Below are 17057 nucleotides of genomic sequence, written 5' to 3' on the forward strand. Positions count from 1 at the left end.
CATCGCTGCGACGAACCCGTCAGATCGTGTCGTTCAACGACTTGATCGGCATGGACAGATCACTGAGCAGATCGAGGTCGTCCTCGGCGGGCCGGCCGAGGGTCGTCAGGTAGTTGCCGACGATGACGGCGTTGATGCCGCCGAGGATGCCCTGTTTGGCCCCCAGGTCGCCGAGCGTGATCTCACGACCGCCCGCGAAGCGCAGGATGGTGCGCGGCAGCGCCAGACGGAAGGCGGCCACCGACTTGAGGGCCTCCGCGGCGGGGAGCACGTCGAGATCGCCGAACGGGGTGCCGGGCCGCGGGTTCAGGAAGTTCAGCGGCACCTCGTCGGGCTCGAGCGTCGCCAGTTCGGCGGCGAACTCGGCCCGTTGCTCCAGGGACTCGCCCATACCGAGGATGCCGCCGCAGCAGACCTCCATGCCCGCCTCCCGGACCATGCGCAGGGTGTCCCAGCGCTCCTCCCACGTGTGGGTCGTCACCACGTTCGGGAAGTGGCTGCGCGCGGTCTCGAGATTGTGGTTGTAACGGTGCACGCCCATGTCGCGGAGCTGGTCGACCTGCTCCTGGGTGAGCATGCCCAGGCTGCACGCGATCTGGATGTCGACCTCGTTGCGGATAGCCTCGATACCTGCCGCGACCTGACTGAGCAGCCGCTTGTCGGGACCGCGGACCGCCGCGACGATGCAGAACTCGGTCGCACCGGTCTTCGCGGTCTGCTTGGCCGCCTCGACGAGGGAGGGGATGTCGATCCACGCACTTCGTACCGGCGAGGCGAAAAGTCCGGACTGGGAACAGAAATGGCAGTCTTCCGGGCACCCGCCGGTCTTCAGCGAGATGATGCCCTCGACCTCGACCTCGGGCCCGCACCAGCGCATCCGCACATCGTGGGCGAGCTGGAGCAGTTCGGTCAGACGGTCGTCGGGCAACCGCAGAACCCGGTGAACCTGCTCCTGATCGAGCGGCTCGCCGCGGTCGAGCACCTGGTCACGGGCGATGGCGAGGATGTCGTCCGACGCCGGTGCCGAGGTGGCGGCGTCGACTGTTGCCTGGGTCACTGGTGATACTCCTTGGATGATTGTTCCGCTGCGGGAACGTGTTTCGGCGTCCGGACGAGCTGTTCCGGATGGCTGGGAGAAAGGGTCGCGAGCCACTCGTCGTCGAACCACGACGCTGCGTGGCGGCGGAACTCGTCGGGTTCGAGGTGCGCGGCGCCGGCGGGCAGGACCCCGACGACCGGCACCCCGGTCACCCGTGGGAGATCGGTGCGGTTGCACCGCATCGCGAGGTCGGGATCGTCCGGCCACCAACCGATCACGAGCCCGGCGGGACGCAGACCGCGCGCCCGCACCGCGTTCACGGTGAGTTCGGCGTGATTCAGCGCGCCCAGCCCCGGCGCCACCACGACCAGCACACCGTCGACGGTGTCGGGAACGAGAGTGGCCGCGGCGATGTCGAGGATCGTGGCCGACTCCCCCAGTCGCACCAGCACTCCGCCGGCGCCCTCGACGAGGGTCAGGTCGTGTGACGCGGCCAGATCGTCCACGGCGCGGACGATCACCGCCGGATCGGCCAGTGGCATCCCGGCGCGGCGCGCGGCGGTGTCGGGCGCGAGGGGTTCCGGGTAGCGGTAGAGCTCGACCGCGGTGACGTCGCCCGCCAGGCGTTGCACCTCGGCGAGGTCGCCGGGTTCGTTCGGACCGACGCCGGTCTGGACGGGTTTGCAGACTGCGACGCGCCCTTCGTGGCTCGTCGCTATCGCTCCTCGCACCTCAGGGAGCAGAGGATGGGCAGACGCTTGCGCTCCTCGCACCTCAGGGAGCAGAGGATGGGCAGACGCTTGCGCTCCTCGCACCTCAGGGAGCAGAGGGTGGGCAGACGCTAACGCTCCTCGCACCTCAGGGAGCAGGGGGTCGGCCACCTCAGGGAGCAGAGGATCGGCCACCTCAGGGAGCAGGCAGGCAGCGGCGAGTGCCGCGGTCACGACGGTCTTCCCGACGTCGGTCGAGGTCCCGGTGACGGCGAGGACCCTGCCGCGGCGTGCGGCGATCACCGCGCACCGACTTCGCGCAGCGCGGCGTCGACGACGGCGGCCACGTGGTCGAGGGCAGCGGCATCGAGGTCGGCGCGCACCGTGATCCGCAGCCTCGAAGTCCCGACCGGGACCGAGGGCGGACGGAAACACCCGACGAGGACGCCACGGTCCCGGCACGCGGCAGCAGCCGCCACCGCGCGTTGCGGATCCCCGACGACGATCGAGATGACCGCCGCGGCGGGCTCTTCGACGCCACACGCGAGCGCCAGGCGACGGGCGTTGTCGCGCAGTCGGTCCGGCAACCCGGGTTGCGCCCGCAGGATCGCCAGGGCGGCATGCGCGGCGCCGACCGCGGCCGGGTTCAGGCCGGTGTCGAATATGAAGGTGCGGGCGCAGTCGACGAGGTGCGAGCGCAGCAGCTCTGACCCGAGGACCACACCGCCCTGCGCGCCGAGCGATTTCGACAGCACGGTCGTGACGACGAGATCGGGAGCACCCGAAAGTCCCTGTTCGGCGACGAGTCCGCGACCACCCGGACCACGTACCCCGAGAGCGTGGGCCTCGTCCACGAGCAGGACGGCCCCGTGCGCGCGTGCCGCGGCATACAGATCCGCGACCGGCGCCGGTTCACCGTCGATGCTGTACACCGAATCGGTGACGACGAGCGCCCGGGCCTCGGTACGTTCGGCGAGGGCCCGCCGGACCGCCTCGTGATCGCCGCGGTCGACGACCACAACCCGAGCACGCGACAACCGGCAACCGTCGATCAGCGACGCATGGGTGCCGGTGTCGCTGACGATCAGGTCGCCGCGCGTCGCCAGCGCGGTGATCGCACCGACATTCGCCAGGTAACCGGACGAGAAGACGAGTGCCGCATCGAATCCGAGGAAGTCGGCGAGATCGTGCTCGAGATCGATGTGTGCCTGGGTGGTGCCGACGACGAGGCGCGACGCCGTCGAGCCACCTCCCCACCGTTCCGCGGCGGCCCGCGCACCGGCGATCACCGCGGGGTGGGTCGACAACCCGAGGTAGTCGTTGGAACCGAGGTTGATCTCGTCGCCGGCCGCCCTGCGGACGTGTGGGCTGCGATGCAGGCCGGCCTCGGCGCGCGCACGGGCGGCGCCGGCCAGCCACGCCAGACCGATCTCTCCCCCGCCGCTGACCCGCGCATCGCCGTCGACCCTCGAATCCGGCTGCACCTGAATCGAAGTCATAACCGCACCACTGCCGGCTCGCGATCGCCGACCGTGGCGTGCACGGCAGCGGACACTCCGCGCACGATCACCCCGATGTCCTCGGGTGTGCAGATGAACGGCGGCATCGTGTAGACGAGATTGCGGAACGGCCGCAGCCATGCCCCGGCCTCGACGGCCGCGTCGGTGGCCGCCACCATGTCGACCGGGCGATCGAGTTCGACGACGCCGATCGCGCCGAGGACCCGCACATCGACGACGCCGTGGCGATCACGCAGCGGTTCGAGTCCGTCGCGGAGCCCCCGCTCGATCGCCGAGACCCGCTCGGCCCAGGGCGTTTCCAGCAGCAGTTCGATCGCTGCGACGGCCACCGCGCAGGCCAGCGGGTTGGCCATGAAGGTCGGGCCGTGCGCGAGTCCGCCCGCCTCCCCCGCACTGATCACCTGAGCGATCTCGGACGTGCACAGGGTCGCGGCGAGCGTGAGGTAGCCACCGGTGAGCGCCTTGCCGACACACATGATGTCGGGCGCGACGCCGGCGCCCGGCGCCGCGTCGGCCCCCGGGGCGGCGTCGGCCGCGAACAACGTTCCGGTACGGCCGAATCCGGTCGCGATCTCGTCGAAGATCAGCAGGACGTCGTGGCGGTCACAGATCTCCCGGAGCGCACGCAGATATGCCGCGTCGTGGAATCGCATGCCGCCCGCGCCCTGGACCACGGGTTCGACGATGACCGCGGCGAGCTCGTCGCGGTGCGCGCGCACGGTGCGCTCGAACTCGGCGACGTAGTCGGGCCGGAACTCGGCCGGCGGGGCGTCGACGAAGATCTGTTGTGCGAGAACACCCTTCCACATCGCGTGCATGCCGCCGTCGGGATCGCAGACGCTCATCGGGGTGAAGGTGTCGCCGTGGTAGCCGCCACGCCAGGTGAGCAGACGCGTGCGGCCGGACCGACCGCGGCTGCGCCAGTACTGCAGCGCCATCTTGACCGCCACCTCGACCGACACCGACCCCGAGTCGCAGAAGAACACCTTCTCCAGGCCGGCCGGGGTGATCTCGACGAGGAGCTGCGCCAGCCGGGTGGCCGGTTCGTGGGTCAGGCCGCCGAACATGACGTGCGACATCCGACCGAGCTGAGCGGCCGCGGCGGCGTCGAGTCGGGGGTGTCCATAACCGTGGATCGCCGCCCACCAGGAGCTCATCCCGTCGACCACCGATCGGCCGTCCGCGAGTTCGAGGCGGACACCCGAGGCCGAGGCCACGACCAACGGCCGGGTGGCCGCCGGCAGCGCACCGTAGGGGTGCCAGATGTGGTCGGCGTCGATGCGACTGATCGCGTCGTGATCCATGAGGCACCTCCCGGCCTGTCGTTAGGCAGTCCTGAACACCGTCCAGGGTCCTGAACACCGTCCAGGGTCCTGAACACCGTACAGGGCGTCCTGAACGCTGTACAGGCCCGGGGTTCGATGCCCACTGCCGGGTCATTACGCTGACGCGGGTGAGCAACAGTCGCACCGACGTTCTGCGCGCCGCCCGCGACATCCTGGGCGAGCACAGCCTGGCCGACCTGTCGATGCGACGCCTCGCCACCGAACTCGGCGTCCGTCCCAACGCGCTGTACTGGCACTTTCCCAACAAGCAGACCTTGCTGGCCGCACTCGCCGACGACATCCTGGGTGCGGTCGCCATCCCCGACACCTCGCTGGCCTGGGACGAGCGCCTCGATCTGCTCGCGACCGACATGCGCAGTGCGCTCCTCGGAGTGCCCGACAGTGCCGAGGTCGTGTCCTCGAGCTGGGCGAGCGGCCTGTCGTCGAAAGCCATCACCGCTGACATCATCGCCGCCGGCACGGCCGGTGGTCTGTCCGTCCGCAACGCCGAGGCGGTCAGCACCGCACTGTGTCAGCTGGTCATCGGGCTCACCATCGAGGAACAGACGCGCGCGCAGATGGAGCGTCTGGGTGTCACCGGGCCGTCGGGTCGCGACTTCGCGGGCGAGTTCCGCGACGGGCTGGCCATCATCCTCGACGGAGCCCGGACGCGCCGCTCGCGGTGAACCCCGCGCGGCCCCGCAGACCGGTGCGCGAGTGTCGCGGTCGTCCGAATCGGTGTTTCACAGCTTCGACGAGTACATTGCTAGCCGGTCATCCCGGCCCCGAGACCGATCTGTCCCCCACCGGAAAGAACACGCCCTGTGGCATCGACGACGCGAGTAGTGGCGCCGGAGTCGTCCCCCTCGACGCCGACAACGCCCGCATACCGCACCGACCTCGACGGCCTGCGCGGTATCGCCATCGCCCTCGTCGCCTGCTTTCACGTGTGGTTCGGCAAGGTCTCCGGCGGCGTCGACGTCTTCCTCACCCTCTCGGGATACTTCTTCGTCGGGTCGCTGCTGCGGCACGCGATCACGAGCCAGGCTCCGCACGTCTCGTTCCGCGACACCCTCAACCCGTGGCCACGTCTCAAACGGCTCCTCAAACGGCTTCTACCGGCGCTGCTCACCGTCCTGATCGCGGTCACGGCGCTGACCCTGCTGATCCTCCCGCAGACCCGGTGGGCCAATGTCGGCCGCGAGGTCATCGCGAGCGCGCTGTACTACCAGAACTGGTATCTCGCGCAGAACTCCCAGGACTACCTCGCCGCGAGTTCGGCGAACAGCCCCTTGCAGCACATCTGGTCGATGTCGGTGCAGGGCCAGTTCTTCGTCCTGACCCTGCTCGTCGCCCTCGCGTTCGCGGCGTTGCTCAAGGTCGGTGCCCGCGTCGCCCGGCCGTTCGCCGACCCGCGGGTCATCAGGTTCCTCGTCGGCGGCGCGGTGTTGGTCGTCGCACTCGCGTCCTTCTACTGGGCGCACCGCGGCCTGGCGATCAACCAGCCGTACAACTACTACGACACGATCTCCCGTCTGTGGGAACCGCTGGCCGGCGGCCTGCTCGCGATCTGGTTGCCGTCCCTGCGAATCCCGAACTGGCTGCGCAACATCGCGACCGTCTTCGCTCTTGCGCTGATCGTCAGCTGCGGGTTCTGGATCGACGGTGTCAACGCCTACCCCGGTCCGATGGCGCTGGTGCCGGTCGGCGCGACGCTGCTGATCATCTGGGCGGGCGCGACGGCGTTGCAGAAGCCACCTCGGGGGTCCCATGCCGCGGCCACCGAGATGCCCGTCACGAACCGCTGGCTCGCGAGCAGGTGGCCGGTCTGGCTCGGGACCATCGCGTATTCGCTGTACCTGTGGCACTGGCCGCTGCTGATCTTCTATCTGACCTGGCGCGACAAGAACCATGCCAACTTCGTCGAGGGCGTGCTCATCCTCGCGGCGTCGGTCGGGCTCGCGTGGCTCACCAAGCGCTACATCGAGGACCCGCTGCGCGGCGGCGATCGTTCGGCGCTGAGCCGCGGCCGCCGCGACGGACGGTCGCGGTGGCTGTCGTACACGTCGGTCGTCACCTCGATCCTCGTGGTGGCGACGCTCGTCACCGGCGTCGGCATCACCGTGTGGGAGCGGCACGTCGCGAACATCGTCGTCGACACCAAGAACCTCGACCCGAGGTCGTACCCGGGGGCCCGAGCACTGCTCGACGGCTGGCCGGTGCCCGCCCTCGACCCACAACCGTCGGCGCTGGAGGTCATCAAGGACTTCCCCGAGACCTCCACCGACGGGTACATGAGCGACTTCACCGACAACGAGATCCACGTCGGCACCTACGGCGATCCGACCGCGACGCGCACCATCGCGCTCGCCGGCGGGTCGCATGCCGAGATGTGGATCTCGGCGCTGGACACCCTCGGCAAGCGCAACGGTTTCAAGGTGAAGACCTACCTCAAGATGGGGTGCCCGCTGTCGACGAACCGGGTACCCAAACAGCGCGGCGTGCCCTACCCGGAGTGCTACGACTGGGGACAGCGCGTCATCGATCGCGTCATCGCGGACAAGCCGGACGCCGTCCTGACGAACTCGACCCGTCCGCGGGACTACGAACCCGGCGACTGGGTGCCACCGGACTACGTGCCGATCTTCGACCGTTTCCTCGACGCCGGTGTCCCGGTGTTCGGTATGCGGGACACCCCGTGGCCGAAGAACGCGAAGGGCACCATCGACACCCCGATCTGCCTCGCCGACGGCGGCGACGCCGAGAGCTGCGGGTCGCGCCGCAGTGCTGTCCTCTCACCCGCGGACCCGGCGACGGAGCTGGCCGCCACGCGACCCGACTTCCACCCTCTCGACATGTCCGACGGCATCTGCGACGCCGAGCGGTGCCCGGCGATCGTCGGCAACATCACCGTCTACAAAGACCCGCACCACCTGAGTGCGACCTACGTCCGCAGCCTCACCGACGAGCTGGGGCGCCAGATGGAGGCACAACTGCCGTGGGCCGGTCCCGCGGTACCGTGACGGCCGGCGGAAGCTGCGGGCCTCCTCAGGGAGCGATAGGTGGGGCAGCCCACATCTGACCCGACCGGCCGCGTCCTGAGATGACCGGCCGCGGCAACGCGACTAGGGTCGACCCATGACGTCGCCGAAGGCGGGTAAGACCGAACCGCCAGCCCCCGGTGAACAGCCTGGCGATCCCGACTCCTCCCCCGATCCCGACACCACCGCGGAGTCCGGCGACCCGGTGCCGATGCCGACCGACCCGATCCAGGCCGAGGCGCTGGTCCAACCGGAGCCGGCGCCGATCCCGGTGTGGCCGGGCACCCCGTATCCCCTCGGGGCCACCTACGACGGCGTGGGAACGAACTTCTCGCTGTTCTCCGAGGTGGCCGAGGCCGTCGAGCTGTGCCTGATCGACCGCGAGGGTCATGAGCGTCGAATCCGGCTCGAAGAGGTCGACGGCTACTGCTGGCACTGCTACCTGCCCAACGTCGGTCCCGGCCAGTTCTACGGCTTCCGCGTCTACGGACCGTACGACCCGTCGCAGGGACTGCGATGCGACCCGAGCAAGCTGCTGCTCGACCCGTACGGCAAGGCCTTCCACGGCGACTTCGACGGCGACGCGTCGCTGTTCTCCTACCCGCTCCCGACGCCGCCCGACGAGGCCGCGGACGGCAACGGTGACGACGCCGACGAGACCCCCGCGACCGAGGCGGCCGACACCGGCGACGACGTCGCGGTGGACGACGCCGACGAGGCGACCGCGCACGCTGCCGAACAAGACGATGCGGCCGATCCCGCCGCCGGCGAGGTCGCACCCACCGAGGCAGGACAGGCCGACGCCGACGCCGCCCCTGCCGAGGACGAGAACCTCCCCGATGCCGGTCCCGACCCCGAACCGGTCAACCCGATGCCGCAGCTGGACTCACTCGGGCACACCATGGTCTCGGTCGTGATCAACCCCTACTTCGACTGGCAGAACGACCGGTCGCCCAACCGTCCGTACCACCAGACGGTGATCTACGAGGCGCACGTCAAGGGCATGACCGCGACCCATCCCGACATCCCCGAGTACCTGCGCGGCACGTACGCGGGACTCTGCCATCCGGTGATCATCGACCACCTCAAGGAATTGGGCATCACGGCCATCGAACTGATGCCCGTGCACCAGTTCATGCAGGACTTCGTCCTGCGCGACCAGGGTCTCCGAAACTATTGGGGCTACAACACCTTCGGGTTCCTGGCACCACACATCGAGTACTCGTCGAACCCGGACCAGCCGGCCAGCGCGGTGACCGAGTTCAAGGCGATGGTGCGCGAGTTCCACAACGCCGGCATCGAGGTCATCCTCGACGTCGTCTACAACCACACCGCCGAGGGCAACCACCTCGGGCCCACCGTGTCCTTCCGTGGCATCGACAACGCCGCCTACTACCGGCTCGTCGACGGCGACCCCGAGATGTACATGGACTACACCGGAACCGGCAACAGTCTCAACGGTCGTCATCCGCACACGCTCCAGCTCATCATGGACTCACTGCGGTACTGGATCCTCGAGATGCACGTCGACGGGTTCCGTTTCGACCTCGCGTCCACGCTGGCCCGCGAACTGCACGACGTCGATCGTCTGTCGGCGTTCTTCGATCTGGTGCAACAGGACCCGGTGGTCAGTCAGGTGAAACTGATCGCCGAACCCTGGGACATCGGCGAGGGCGGCTATCAGGTGGGCAACTTCCCGCCGCTGTGGACCGAATGGAACGGCAAGTACCGCGACACCGTGCGCGACTACTGGCGCGGCGAGCCGTCCACCCTGGGCGAGTTCGCCTCCCGGCTCACCGGGTCGTCGGACCTGTACGAGGCGACCGGCCGGCGGCCGCTCGCGAGCATCAACTTCGTGATCGCGCACGACGGCTTCACGCTGCGGGACCTGGTGTCCTACAACGAGAAACACAACATGGCCAACGGTGAGGACAACCGGGACGGCGAGAGCCACAACCGGTCGTGGAACTGCGGGGTCGAGGGACCCACCGACGATCCCGAGATCAACGCACTGCGCGCGCGGCAGCAGCGGAACATCCTGGCGACGCTGTTCCTGTCGCAGGGAACGCCGATGCTGGCGCACGGCGACGAGATCGGGCGTACCCAGCAGGGCAACAACAACGTCTACTGCCAGGACTCCGAATTGTCCTGGATGGACTGGACACTCGCCGAGGAGAACGCCGACCTGCTGGCGTTCACCCGCAAGGCCATCGCGCTGCGCACCCGGCATCCGGTGTTCCGGCGTCGTAAGTTCTTCGGCGGGAAGCCGATCCGATGGGGCGACCAGGCACTCGACATCGCGTGGCTCACCCCCGCCGGCCAGGAGATGACCGCCGAGGACTGGGACAGCGGGTTCGGCAAGAGCCTCGCCGTGTTCCTCAACGGAAACGGACTCGGCGAGAAGGACGAACGCGGCGAGCTGGTCGTCGACGACTCCTTCTTCATCTGCTTCAACGCCCACTACGAGGACCTGGACTTCACCCTCCCGCCGACGTGGTACGGCAACGAGTGGGTCGGCGAACTGGACACGACGCATCCCGTGGGGGACAGCGAACTGACGGCCTCCGCCGGCGAGTCGGTGTCCGTCGGCGCCCGCTCCGTACTGGTCCTGCGAAAGACCTCGTGACTCGTATGAGCAACCGCCCGACCCCGCACGCGACGTACCGGCTCCAACTACACGGCGACTTCGGATTCGCCGATGCCACAGCGCATCTCGACCACCTCGTCGAGTTGGGGATCAGCCACGTCTACCTCTCCCCGATCGGTACGGCGTCGGCCGGGTCGACGCACGGCTACGACTGGTTGCCGCCGCCGGCGGTCTCCGCCGTGCTGGGCGGGATCGACGGGTTGCGCGAACTGCGTTCCGCCGCAGCCCGACGCGGGCTGGGTCTGATCATCGACATCGTCCCCAATCACACCGGGGTCGCCGACGCACTCGCCAACCCGTGGTTCGCCGACCTGCTCCGCCACGGCCCGGCATCGGAGTACGCGAACTATTTCGACGCCGACTTCGGCGACGACAACGGCGCCGACGGGAAGCTGGCCCTGCCGATCGTCGCCGCCGACGGGGACCTGAGCCCGCTCGAGATCGACGAGCACGGGAATCTGCGGTACTACGATCACGCGTTCCCGATCGCCCCGGGCACCGGCGACGGAACACCGGGCGAGGTCCACTCCCGTCAGCACTATCGGCTCGTGCCATGGAACAGCGGCCTGATCGGCTACCGGCGGTTCTTCACGGTCAACGAACTCGCCGGTCTGCGCCAGGAGGACCCGGAGGTCTACGACGCGACGCACCACTGGCTGCGTGAGTTGCTCGACGCCGACCTCATCGACGGTGTGCGCGTGGATCATCCGGACGGTCTGTGGGACCCCCAGGACTATCTGCGCCGACTTCGTGCGGACGTCGGGGACGATCGTCTCCTCTACATCGAGAAGATCCTGGCGCCGGACGAGCCCCTCGAACCGACACTGCCGGTCGAGGGCACCACCGGGTACGACCACATGCGCGTGATCGATGCCGTGTTCGTGGCGCCGGCCGGCGTCGCCCAGCTCACCGAGCTACACGAACGGATCACCGGCGAGAGCGGTGATGCGCGGTGGGTGGAGGCCGCCGAGCACGATCGCAAACTCCGCACCGTGCGGGAGTCGTTCCCGGCGGAGCTCAGACGTCTCGTACGCGCCGTCATCGCGCGCGTCGAGGGATCACCGGCCGCGGATCCGGACGTGATCGCCACCGCCTGCGCCGAACTGATCGCCGCGCTCGGGGTCTACCGGGCGGACTACCCGTCGTTGCGTCCACGCCTGCTCGCCGTCGCCACCGGGATCGCCGAGGCGAAACCCGAACTGCGTGCCGCGATCGACCTCATCGTGCGGCAGACGGCGGTGCCCGGTGAGGCGACATCGAGGCTGGCGCAGACCTGCGGGGCGGTGACCGCGAAGAGTGTCGAGGACAGCTTGTTCTATCGGACGGCCCGGCTCGTCTCCGCCCAGGAGGTCGGTGGCGATCCCGCGAATCCCGTGCTGTCGCTGGCCGACTTCCACCACCACAACACCGAGCGCGCGGCACAGTGGCCGCTGGCCATGACGGCCACGTCCACGCACGACACCAAACGCGGTGAGGACGTGCGCGCGCGGATCGCGGTGCTCGCCCAGATCCCCGACCGCTGGTCCCAGCTCGTCGACAAGGTCTGGCGCGAGACCGACGTGCCGGATGACCTGACCGGTTACTTCCTCCTGCAGAACATCGTCGGGGTCTGGCCCACCGGCGCCCCGGTCACCGACGAGTTGCGGGGCCGGTTGATCGAGTACGCCCGGAAGGCGACTCGCGAGGCCGGGCTGCGCACCACGTGGACAGAGGTGAACGAGGAGTTCGAGACCGCAGTCGAGACCTGGATCGGCCAGGTCACCAGCGGGGACGTCGCATCCTCGGTCGCCGCACTCGTCGACCGCATCAGACCGGCGTGGGAGCAGGAAGCGCTGGCGCGCAAGGCGATCGCGATCCTCGGGCCCGGGGTCCCCGACATCTATCAGGGCACCGAGTGGTGGGAGGACTCCCTCGTCGATCCCGACAATCGACGACCGGTCGACTTCGGCCGGTCGACCGAGCACCCGAAGACCCGACTCGTCCAGGAAGCTCTACGTGCCCGGGCCGCGCATCCCGATGCGTTCGGCGTTGCGGGCACCTATCAACGGCTGACCGCCGACGGGCCCGCCGCCGACCACACCATCGCGTTCGTGCGCGGCACCGGCGACACCCCCTCGGTCGTCGTGGTGACCGCCCGGTTCACCCACAACCTCGACCACGATGCCGCGGCCGCGACGTCGATCACCCTGCCGCCGGGCTTCCGGTGGCGCGACGACCGAACGGAATCGGTGTACGAGGGATCGGTCGACCTCGCCTCGGCCCGTGGCGAACACCCCGTGGCGATACTCGTCCGGACGTGACGTCCACCCACCACTGATGGACGAGCGCGCCCCCGAATCGGAGGCGCGCTCGTCCATTACCGGTGAGTGTGTCAGCCCGGTTCAGCCGCCCGGCGCGGGCTGCGGTGCCGGCGACGGCTGGGGTGCCGGCGCACCTGCGGCGCCGGGCAGCGACTGCGACGGATCGATCTGACCGCTGGGGCTCCCCGGCGGCCCGTCGACCTCGGACACCAGCCACTTGCCGTCTTCCTTGCTGAGGTCCAAGCGGAAGACCATCAGGCTGGTACCGCCGCTGGGCAACTTGACGCTGCGGCCGGTCACCTCCGCCATCACCACGGTCTTGGCGGTGTCGGCATCGACGGTCTCGACGGCGACCACGCTGATCGTCGAGGACACCTCGATGTTCAGGGACTCCACATTGGCCTCGGTGTCGGCCCGTTCCTGCTCGAGGCGGTTGCGCAACTCCCCCGTCGACAGCGGACCCAGCAGTTCCTTCGAGTTGCCCGCGTTGTCGGCGTTGAGCGTCGTCACGAGCTTCGTGACGAAGTCGGCCGAGGCCGCCTTGGAGTCGGCGAACGCGTCGGCCTCTCGCTGGAGGTCGTAGGCGCGCCAGCCGAAGAACGCCACCAGCGCGATGAGGGCGACCGCGACGATGGCGGCGAGAACCTTCTTGATCCCGCCGCCGGTGACCGTGAACGAGATCTCGCGCCGATCCGAACCCGCCTTCGATGATGCTGCCGGCAACGGGTCACCCGCGGCACCGGAGGCGTCGGCACCGTCGGTCTGGGACGTGCTCGCCACCGTGCCGGTTCCGCTCCGTCGAGCCGACTTCCCCCGCGGCGTCGCCGCGGTCCCGGCGTCGTTCGTGTCCTCCGCGCTCGTCGCCCCATCGGTGTGATCGGCTGCGACAGCCCCGCTCTCGGGCGACGTGCTGTCGGCCTTCTCGTCCGTTGGATTCATATCGGGATCAGTACGATCTGGGTCATTCCGGTCAGTCATCTACAGGTCACACAACTTGTCTGTCGTCGTCGAGTGGCCGTCAGTCGTCGAGCGGCCCATCACTTGTCGAGCGGAACGGTACGGGCGTTCGGGTCGTAACCCGGCGGCGGTCCCGCGGTGTCGTCGCCCGGTGGCCGCGGCGCATTGGCCGAGCCACGGATCTGCTGACGCGGATCCTCGGTCACACAGTACAGATTGGTCGGGATGGTCAGCTCGAGGATCTGCGTCGGCCGCCGCGGCGTCACCGGGTAGTTGCAGCTCGGACGCGGGTACACCGACCCGAAGGCCCACCACGCACCGTCGTGGAACATGGTGAGGCTCTTGACACTGGCATCGCGGATCGCGGGGAACAGCGTCGCGAGCGCCGGCGCACGCAACGCACCCTGCTCGGCGATGTCGACGAACTGCTTCGTCACATCGGTGATCGGATCCGTCAACTGGTTGATCGACCCGGCCAGGCTCGTGAACTGCGAGGGACCCCGGTCGAGGAGCTCGCGGAGTTCCTTGTCGGAGGCAGCCGCCGAGTTGACCAGCGAACTCAATCCCGCCACCGTCGTGCCGAGGTCGGGCTGGATCTGTGCCGTCGTCTTGAAGATGGTCCCCGCGTTCTGGATGAACTTGGTGGTCTCCGGCAGTGCGGTGTACAGCTTCGCGAAGATCGTGCCACCGGAGTCGAAGATGACGGACAGGTCGTTCGTGCCGTCCTCGTCGTAGAGGGCGATCTTCAGATTGTCCACGGCGGAACGGAGTTTGGCCGGATCGATCTGGTTGATCAGTTCCAGCGAGGACTCGAGCAGCTGCGAGAACGGCACGGTGACCTCGGTCTGGTCGGCCCGGATGACGTCCCCGTCCTCCAGGTAGGGGCCATCGGAGGTGTCCGGCTGGAAGTCGACGTACTGCTCGCCCGCAGCCGACAGACCCAGTGCCGCAACAGTGGTGTCGCGGTTGATTCTGTACCGGTCCTCGACCGTGACGACGACCTCCACCGAATCCGGTTGCACCCGAACGGTGTCGACGTCGCCGATGCGCGCGCCGCGCAGCGTGACCCCGGACGTCTCCTGCAGACCGCCGGAGATCGGGAACTGGATGGTGAGCTTGTACTTGTCGGCGAACGGCTGCCACCGCAGGATGCCCAGGGCGAGATAGCTGAGTCCGACGACCATGACCAGTACCAGGGCGATGTTGCCCACGAGTACCGAATTCCGGCGTAGGACACCGAATATGCCGCTCATCCGCAACACCCCCTCGTCCCCGTGATCCGCGCCAGCAGACGGGTCAGTGTCTGCTGCAACGCCGCCGAACCCTCGTCCACGTCCTGGATCTCGGGCAGTCTGCTCGCCGAGTCGAAGCCGACACCCGGGCTGAGCCAGTAGACCTTCGACGACACCGCCGCCGCGCTACCCGGTGTGGACTTGACCCACTTCGGTGTGAGCTCGTGCAGGTTGTCGGCCAGCGATCCGAGCGGACCGGCGGCCTGCCGGAGCCCGGCCAGCACCGTCGACAGATGGCCCAGCATCTCGACCAGGTTGTCCTGATCGCTGTCGAGGAAGTCGTTGGTGGCCGCGGTGACCTGCTGGGTCTTGTCCAGGGTGGTCAGGATCGTGGCGATCTGCCCGTTCAGCGACTCGAGCGCCGGACCCAGTTTGTTGATCGACGCCATGATCTGCGCACGCCCGTCGGCGAGCTGACCGCTGAGCACCCGCGTGGCGGCCAGCGACCGATCGACCGCCGCCGAACTCTCGTTCAGCTTCCGGATGCCGGTGGTCAGGCCCCGGATCGCGCCGTTGAGATCCGACGGGTTCGTCGCGACCGCGCTGCTCAGCTCGGTGAGGATGATCGTCAACGAGTTCAGCGAACCGCTGTCCACGACTCCGCTCATGCTGATCAGCAGATCCTCGACCGTCGCCGCGGCCGACGTCGGACCGGTGAGCGTGTCCCCGTCCACCATCAGACCGTCGCGCGCCTCGATCGGCGGCAGCAGGGCGACGAAGACGTCGCCCAGCGGTGTGGCCTGGCGGAGTTCGGCGCCGGTCCCGACCGGGAGCTTGGTCTTCTTGCTGACCTGCATGGTCACCACGGCGGTGTAGTCCTTGGCGACGAGGTCGGTGACCTGCCCGACATCGGTTCCGTTCAGCTTCACCTTCGCCTGCGCCGGCAGGTTGAGCGCGTTGGCGAAGTTCGCGGTGATCGTGATCGAGTCACCGATGCCGCCCGGTGCGGGCAGCGGGATCTGCTCCACCGTGAGACTCGGGAGGAGTCCGCAACCGGTGAGCCCCATGAGCGCCGCGAGCAGCACCGCCATGACCCCGCCTCGGCGGACCCGGCCGTGGGATCGCGCCGGGCGCCCGGGACCGTCCGAACGGTTCAGCGAATCCATTGTCGCCGTTCTCATTTCGTCAGCTCCAGCATCGCCGAGTAGATACCGAGGTCGGGACCGAAGTCCTTGAGCTTGCCCGTTCGGCAACCGTCCTTCTGCAGGTTGATCGCCTCACAGAACTCGGCGAGGAGTTCGTTGTCGAGGAGCGTCTTGTCGAGCAGCACCTGCGCGCGCCACGCGCCCTGTTCGGCCGAGATCGAGTTGCTCAGGTTCTGGAAGAGCAGCGGGCCGACGTCGATCGTCTCGACGACCTGCCGCGAGTAGTCGCCGAGGTTGGCGGTCAGTGCGGCCAACCGGTCGAACGACACCGACATGGTGTTGGTGTTGTTCTGCAGGAACACGGTGGTGTTCTGCAGCGTCTGATTCAGGTTGGCCAGGGTGGCGAGCAGACCGGGTGCCTGATCGCCCAGCAGCTGCGAGACCTGGTTGACCGACTCGGAGAACGCCGTCATCTTCGGATAGTTCTGCACGAGGGTGGTGGTCAGGCCCTCGATGGTCTCGAGGATGTCGACGAGGGCATCGCTGTTGCCCGCCACCACATCCGACGCCCCTCCGAGTTCGTCGAGCGCCGCCCGGATCTCCTCGCCGTTGCCGGTGGCGATGCCGGAGGTGATGTCGATCATCTCCGCGAGCGGGCCGGGTCCTTCTCCCTCACCCTTGAGGGCCACCACCAGACCGTCGATGGCGTCGAACAGTTCGCCGACCGACACCGGGGCCTTCGTCTCCTTCAGGACCGACCCGTCCTCGAGCTTCGGTCCGCCGTCGTAGGCGGGTGACAGCTCGACGTGGCGGGTGGTGACGATCGAGGTGTTGACGATCGCCGCCGTGGCGTCGGCCGGGACGGGGACGTCGCTGTCGATCGTCATGGTCACCTTGACGCGCTCGCCCTGCGGTTCCACCGCGGTGACCTGACCGACCGGCATGCCGAGGACGGCTACGTCGTTGCTCACGTAGAGCCCGGCGACGTTGTCGAAGTAGGCAGTCACCTCGATGGCCTGGCCGACCGCCGCCTTCCAGCTACCCGGGATCATCGAACAGCCGGAGAGACCGAGGATGCCGAGCAGCGCGACCCCGACCAGCAGGATCGGGCGGCGGAGTCCGTGGGCGTGCATCGTCGTAC

At 68.5% G+C, this 17057-nt stretch carries 12 protein-coding genes; 4 read left to right on the forward strand and 8 right to left on the reverse strand.

Translation table 11 applies throughout. From position 1 onward, the window contains the following. Positions 1–19 precede the first annotated feature (19 nt). The 4 genes from bioB to KB201_RS11325 form a co-directional block, all read right to left on the reverse strand. Positions 20–1057 (reverse strand): biotin synthase BioB, encoded by a 1038-nt coding sequence (gene bioB / locus KB201_RS11310; protein ID WP_211539309.1) that lies wholly within the window; start codon positions 1055–1057, stop codon positions 20–22. Further along, complete coding sequence (gene bioD, locus KB201_RS11315; RefSeq protein ID WP_249145355.1) at positions 1054–1782, reverse strand: ATP-dependent dethiobiotin synthetase BioD; 729 nt, start codon at positions 1780–1782, stop codon at positions 1054–1056. The genes bioB and bioD overlap by 4 nt, the downstream gene beginning before the upstream one ends. A 266-nt stretch (positions 1783–2048) precedes the next feature. Beyond that, a complete protein-coding gene (locus KB201_RS11320; protein ID WP_211539310.1) occupies positions 2049–3248 on the reverse strand; it encodes an 8-amino-7-oxononanoate synthase in 1200 nt (399 codons plus the stop codon). Next, positions 3245–4573, reverse strand: a complete 1329-nt coding sequence (locus tag KB201_RS11325) for an adenosylmethionine--8-amino-7-oxononanoate transaminase (RefSeq protein ID WP_211539311.1) — start codon at positions 4571–4573, stop codon at positions 3245–3247. Before KB201_RS11325 ends, KB201_RS11320 begins: the two co-directional genes overlap by 4 nt. A gap of 149 nt (positions 4574–4722) precedes the next feature. Here KB201_RS11325 and KB201_RS11330 point away from each other — a divergent pair, with 149 nt between their 5' ends. From KB201_RS11330 to treY, 4 genes are all read left to right on the forward strand, one after another. Then, positions 4723–5280, forward strand: a complete 558-nt coding sequence (locus KB201_RS11330) for a TetR family transcriptional regulator (protein WP_078112856.1) — start codon at positions 4723–4725, stop codon at positions 5278–5280. A 159-nt stretch (positions 5281–5439) separates the two neighbouring features. Next, on the forward strand, positions 5440–7617 hold the full coding sequence (locus KB201_RS11335; RefSeq protein ID WP_078112855.1) for an acyltransferase family protein: 2178 nt from the start codon (positions 5440–5442) through the stop codon (positions 7615–7617). A 115-nt stretch (positions 7618–7732) separates the two neighbouring features. After that, entirely contained in the window at positions 7733–10261 is a 2529-nt protein-coding gene (glgX, locus tag KB201_RS11340; protein WP_078112854.1) for a glycogen debranching protein GlgX, read from the forward strand. Between the two features lie 5 nt (positions 10262–10266). Continuing rightward, a complete protein-coding gene (treY, locus tag KB201_RS11345; protein WP_078112853.1) occupies positions 10267–12582 on the forward strand; it encodes a malto-oligosyltrehalose synthase in 2316 nt (771 codons plus the stop codon). Between the two features lie 81 nt (positions 12583–12663). On the opposite strand, the gene KB201_RS11350 is transcribed toward treY, so the two are convergent. The 4 genes from KB201_RS11350 to KB201_RS11365 all read right to left on the reverse strand — a co-directional run bounded on the left by KB201_RS11350 (position 12664) and on the right by KB201_RS11365 (position 17049). After that, positions 12664–13521: a hypothetical protein gene (locus tag KB201_RS11350; protein ID WP_374193915.1), complete on the reverse strand. Its 858-nt coding sequence runs from the start codon at positions 13519–13521 to the stop codon at positions 12664–12666. Between the two features lie 98 nt (positions 13522–13619). Next, a complete protein-coding gene (locus tag KB201_RS11355; protein ID WP_078112851.1) occupies positions 13620–14792 on the reverse strand; it encodes an MlaD family protein in 1173 nt (390 codons plus the stop codon). Beyond that, entirely contained in the window at positions 14789–15937 is a 1149-nt protein-coding gene (locus tag KB201_RS11360; RefSeq protein WP_078112850.1) for an MlaD family protein, read from the reverse strand. The genes KB201_RS11355 and KB201_RS11360 overlap by 4 nt, the downstream gene beginning before the upstream one ends. A gap of 11 nt (positions 15938–15948) precedes the next feature. After that, the gene (locus KB201_RS11365) at positions 15949–17049 is read right to left on the reverse strand and encodes an MCE family protein (protein ID WP_078112849.1); all 1101 of its coding nucleotides are present in this window, start codon (positions 17047–17049) and stop codon (positions 15949–15951) included. Positions 17050–17057: the final 8 nt, after the last annotated feature.

Origin of the sequence: Gordonia sp. SCSIO 19800 (genome assembly GCF_018132775.1) — a bacterium.
GTDB classification, from domain to species: domain Bacteria; phylum Actinomycetota; class Actinomycetes; order Mycobacteriales; family Mycobacteriaceae; genus Gordonia; species Gordonia hongkongensis.

Bases quoted from the DNA above. Each gene is read 5' to 3' on its own strand.
- KB201_RS11350 (WP_374193915.1), bottom strand. From the start codon at position 13,521: ATGAATCCAACGGACGAGAAGGCCGACAGCACGTCGCCCGAGAGCGGG.
- KB201_RS11325 (WP_211539311.1), bottom strand. From the start codon at position 4,573: ATGGATCACGACGCGATCAGTCGCATCGACGCCGACCACATCTGGCAC.
- KB201_RS11355 (WP_078112851.1), bottom strand. From the start codon at position 14,792: ATGAGCGGCATATTCGGTGTCCTACGCCGGAATTCGGTACTCGTGGGC.
- KB201_RS11320 (WP_211539310.1), bottom strand. From the start codon at position 3,248: ATGACTTCGATTCAGGTGCAGCCGGATTCGAGGGTCGACGGCGATGCG.
- KB201_RS11360 (WP_078112850.1), bottom strand. From the start codon at position 15,937: ATGGATTCGCTGAACCGTTCGGACGGTCCCGGGCGCCCGGCGCGATCC.
- KB201_RS11365 (WP_078112849.1), bottom strand. From the start codon at position 17,049: ATGCACGCCCACGGACTCCGCCGCCCGATCCTGCTGGTCGGGGTCGCG.
- treY (WP_078112853.1), top strand. From the start codon at position 10,267: ATGAGCAACCGCCCGACCCCGCACGCGACGTACCGGCTCCAACTACAC.
- glgX (WP_078112854.1), top strand. From the start codon at position 7,733: ATGACGTCGCCGAAGGCGGGTAAGACCGAACCGCCAGCCCCCGGTGAA.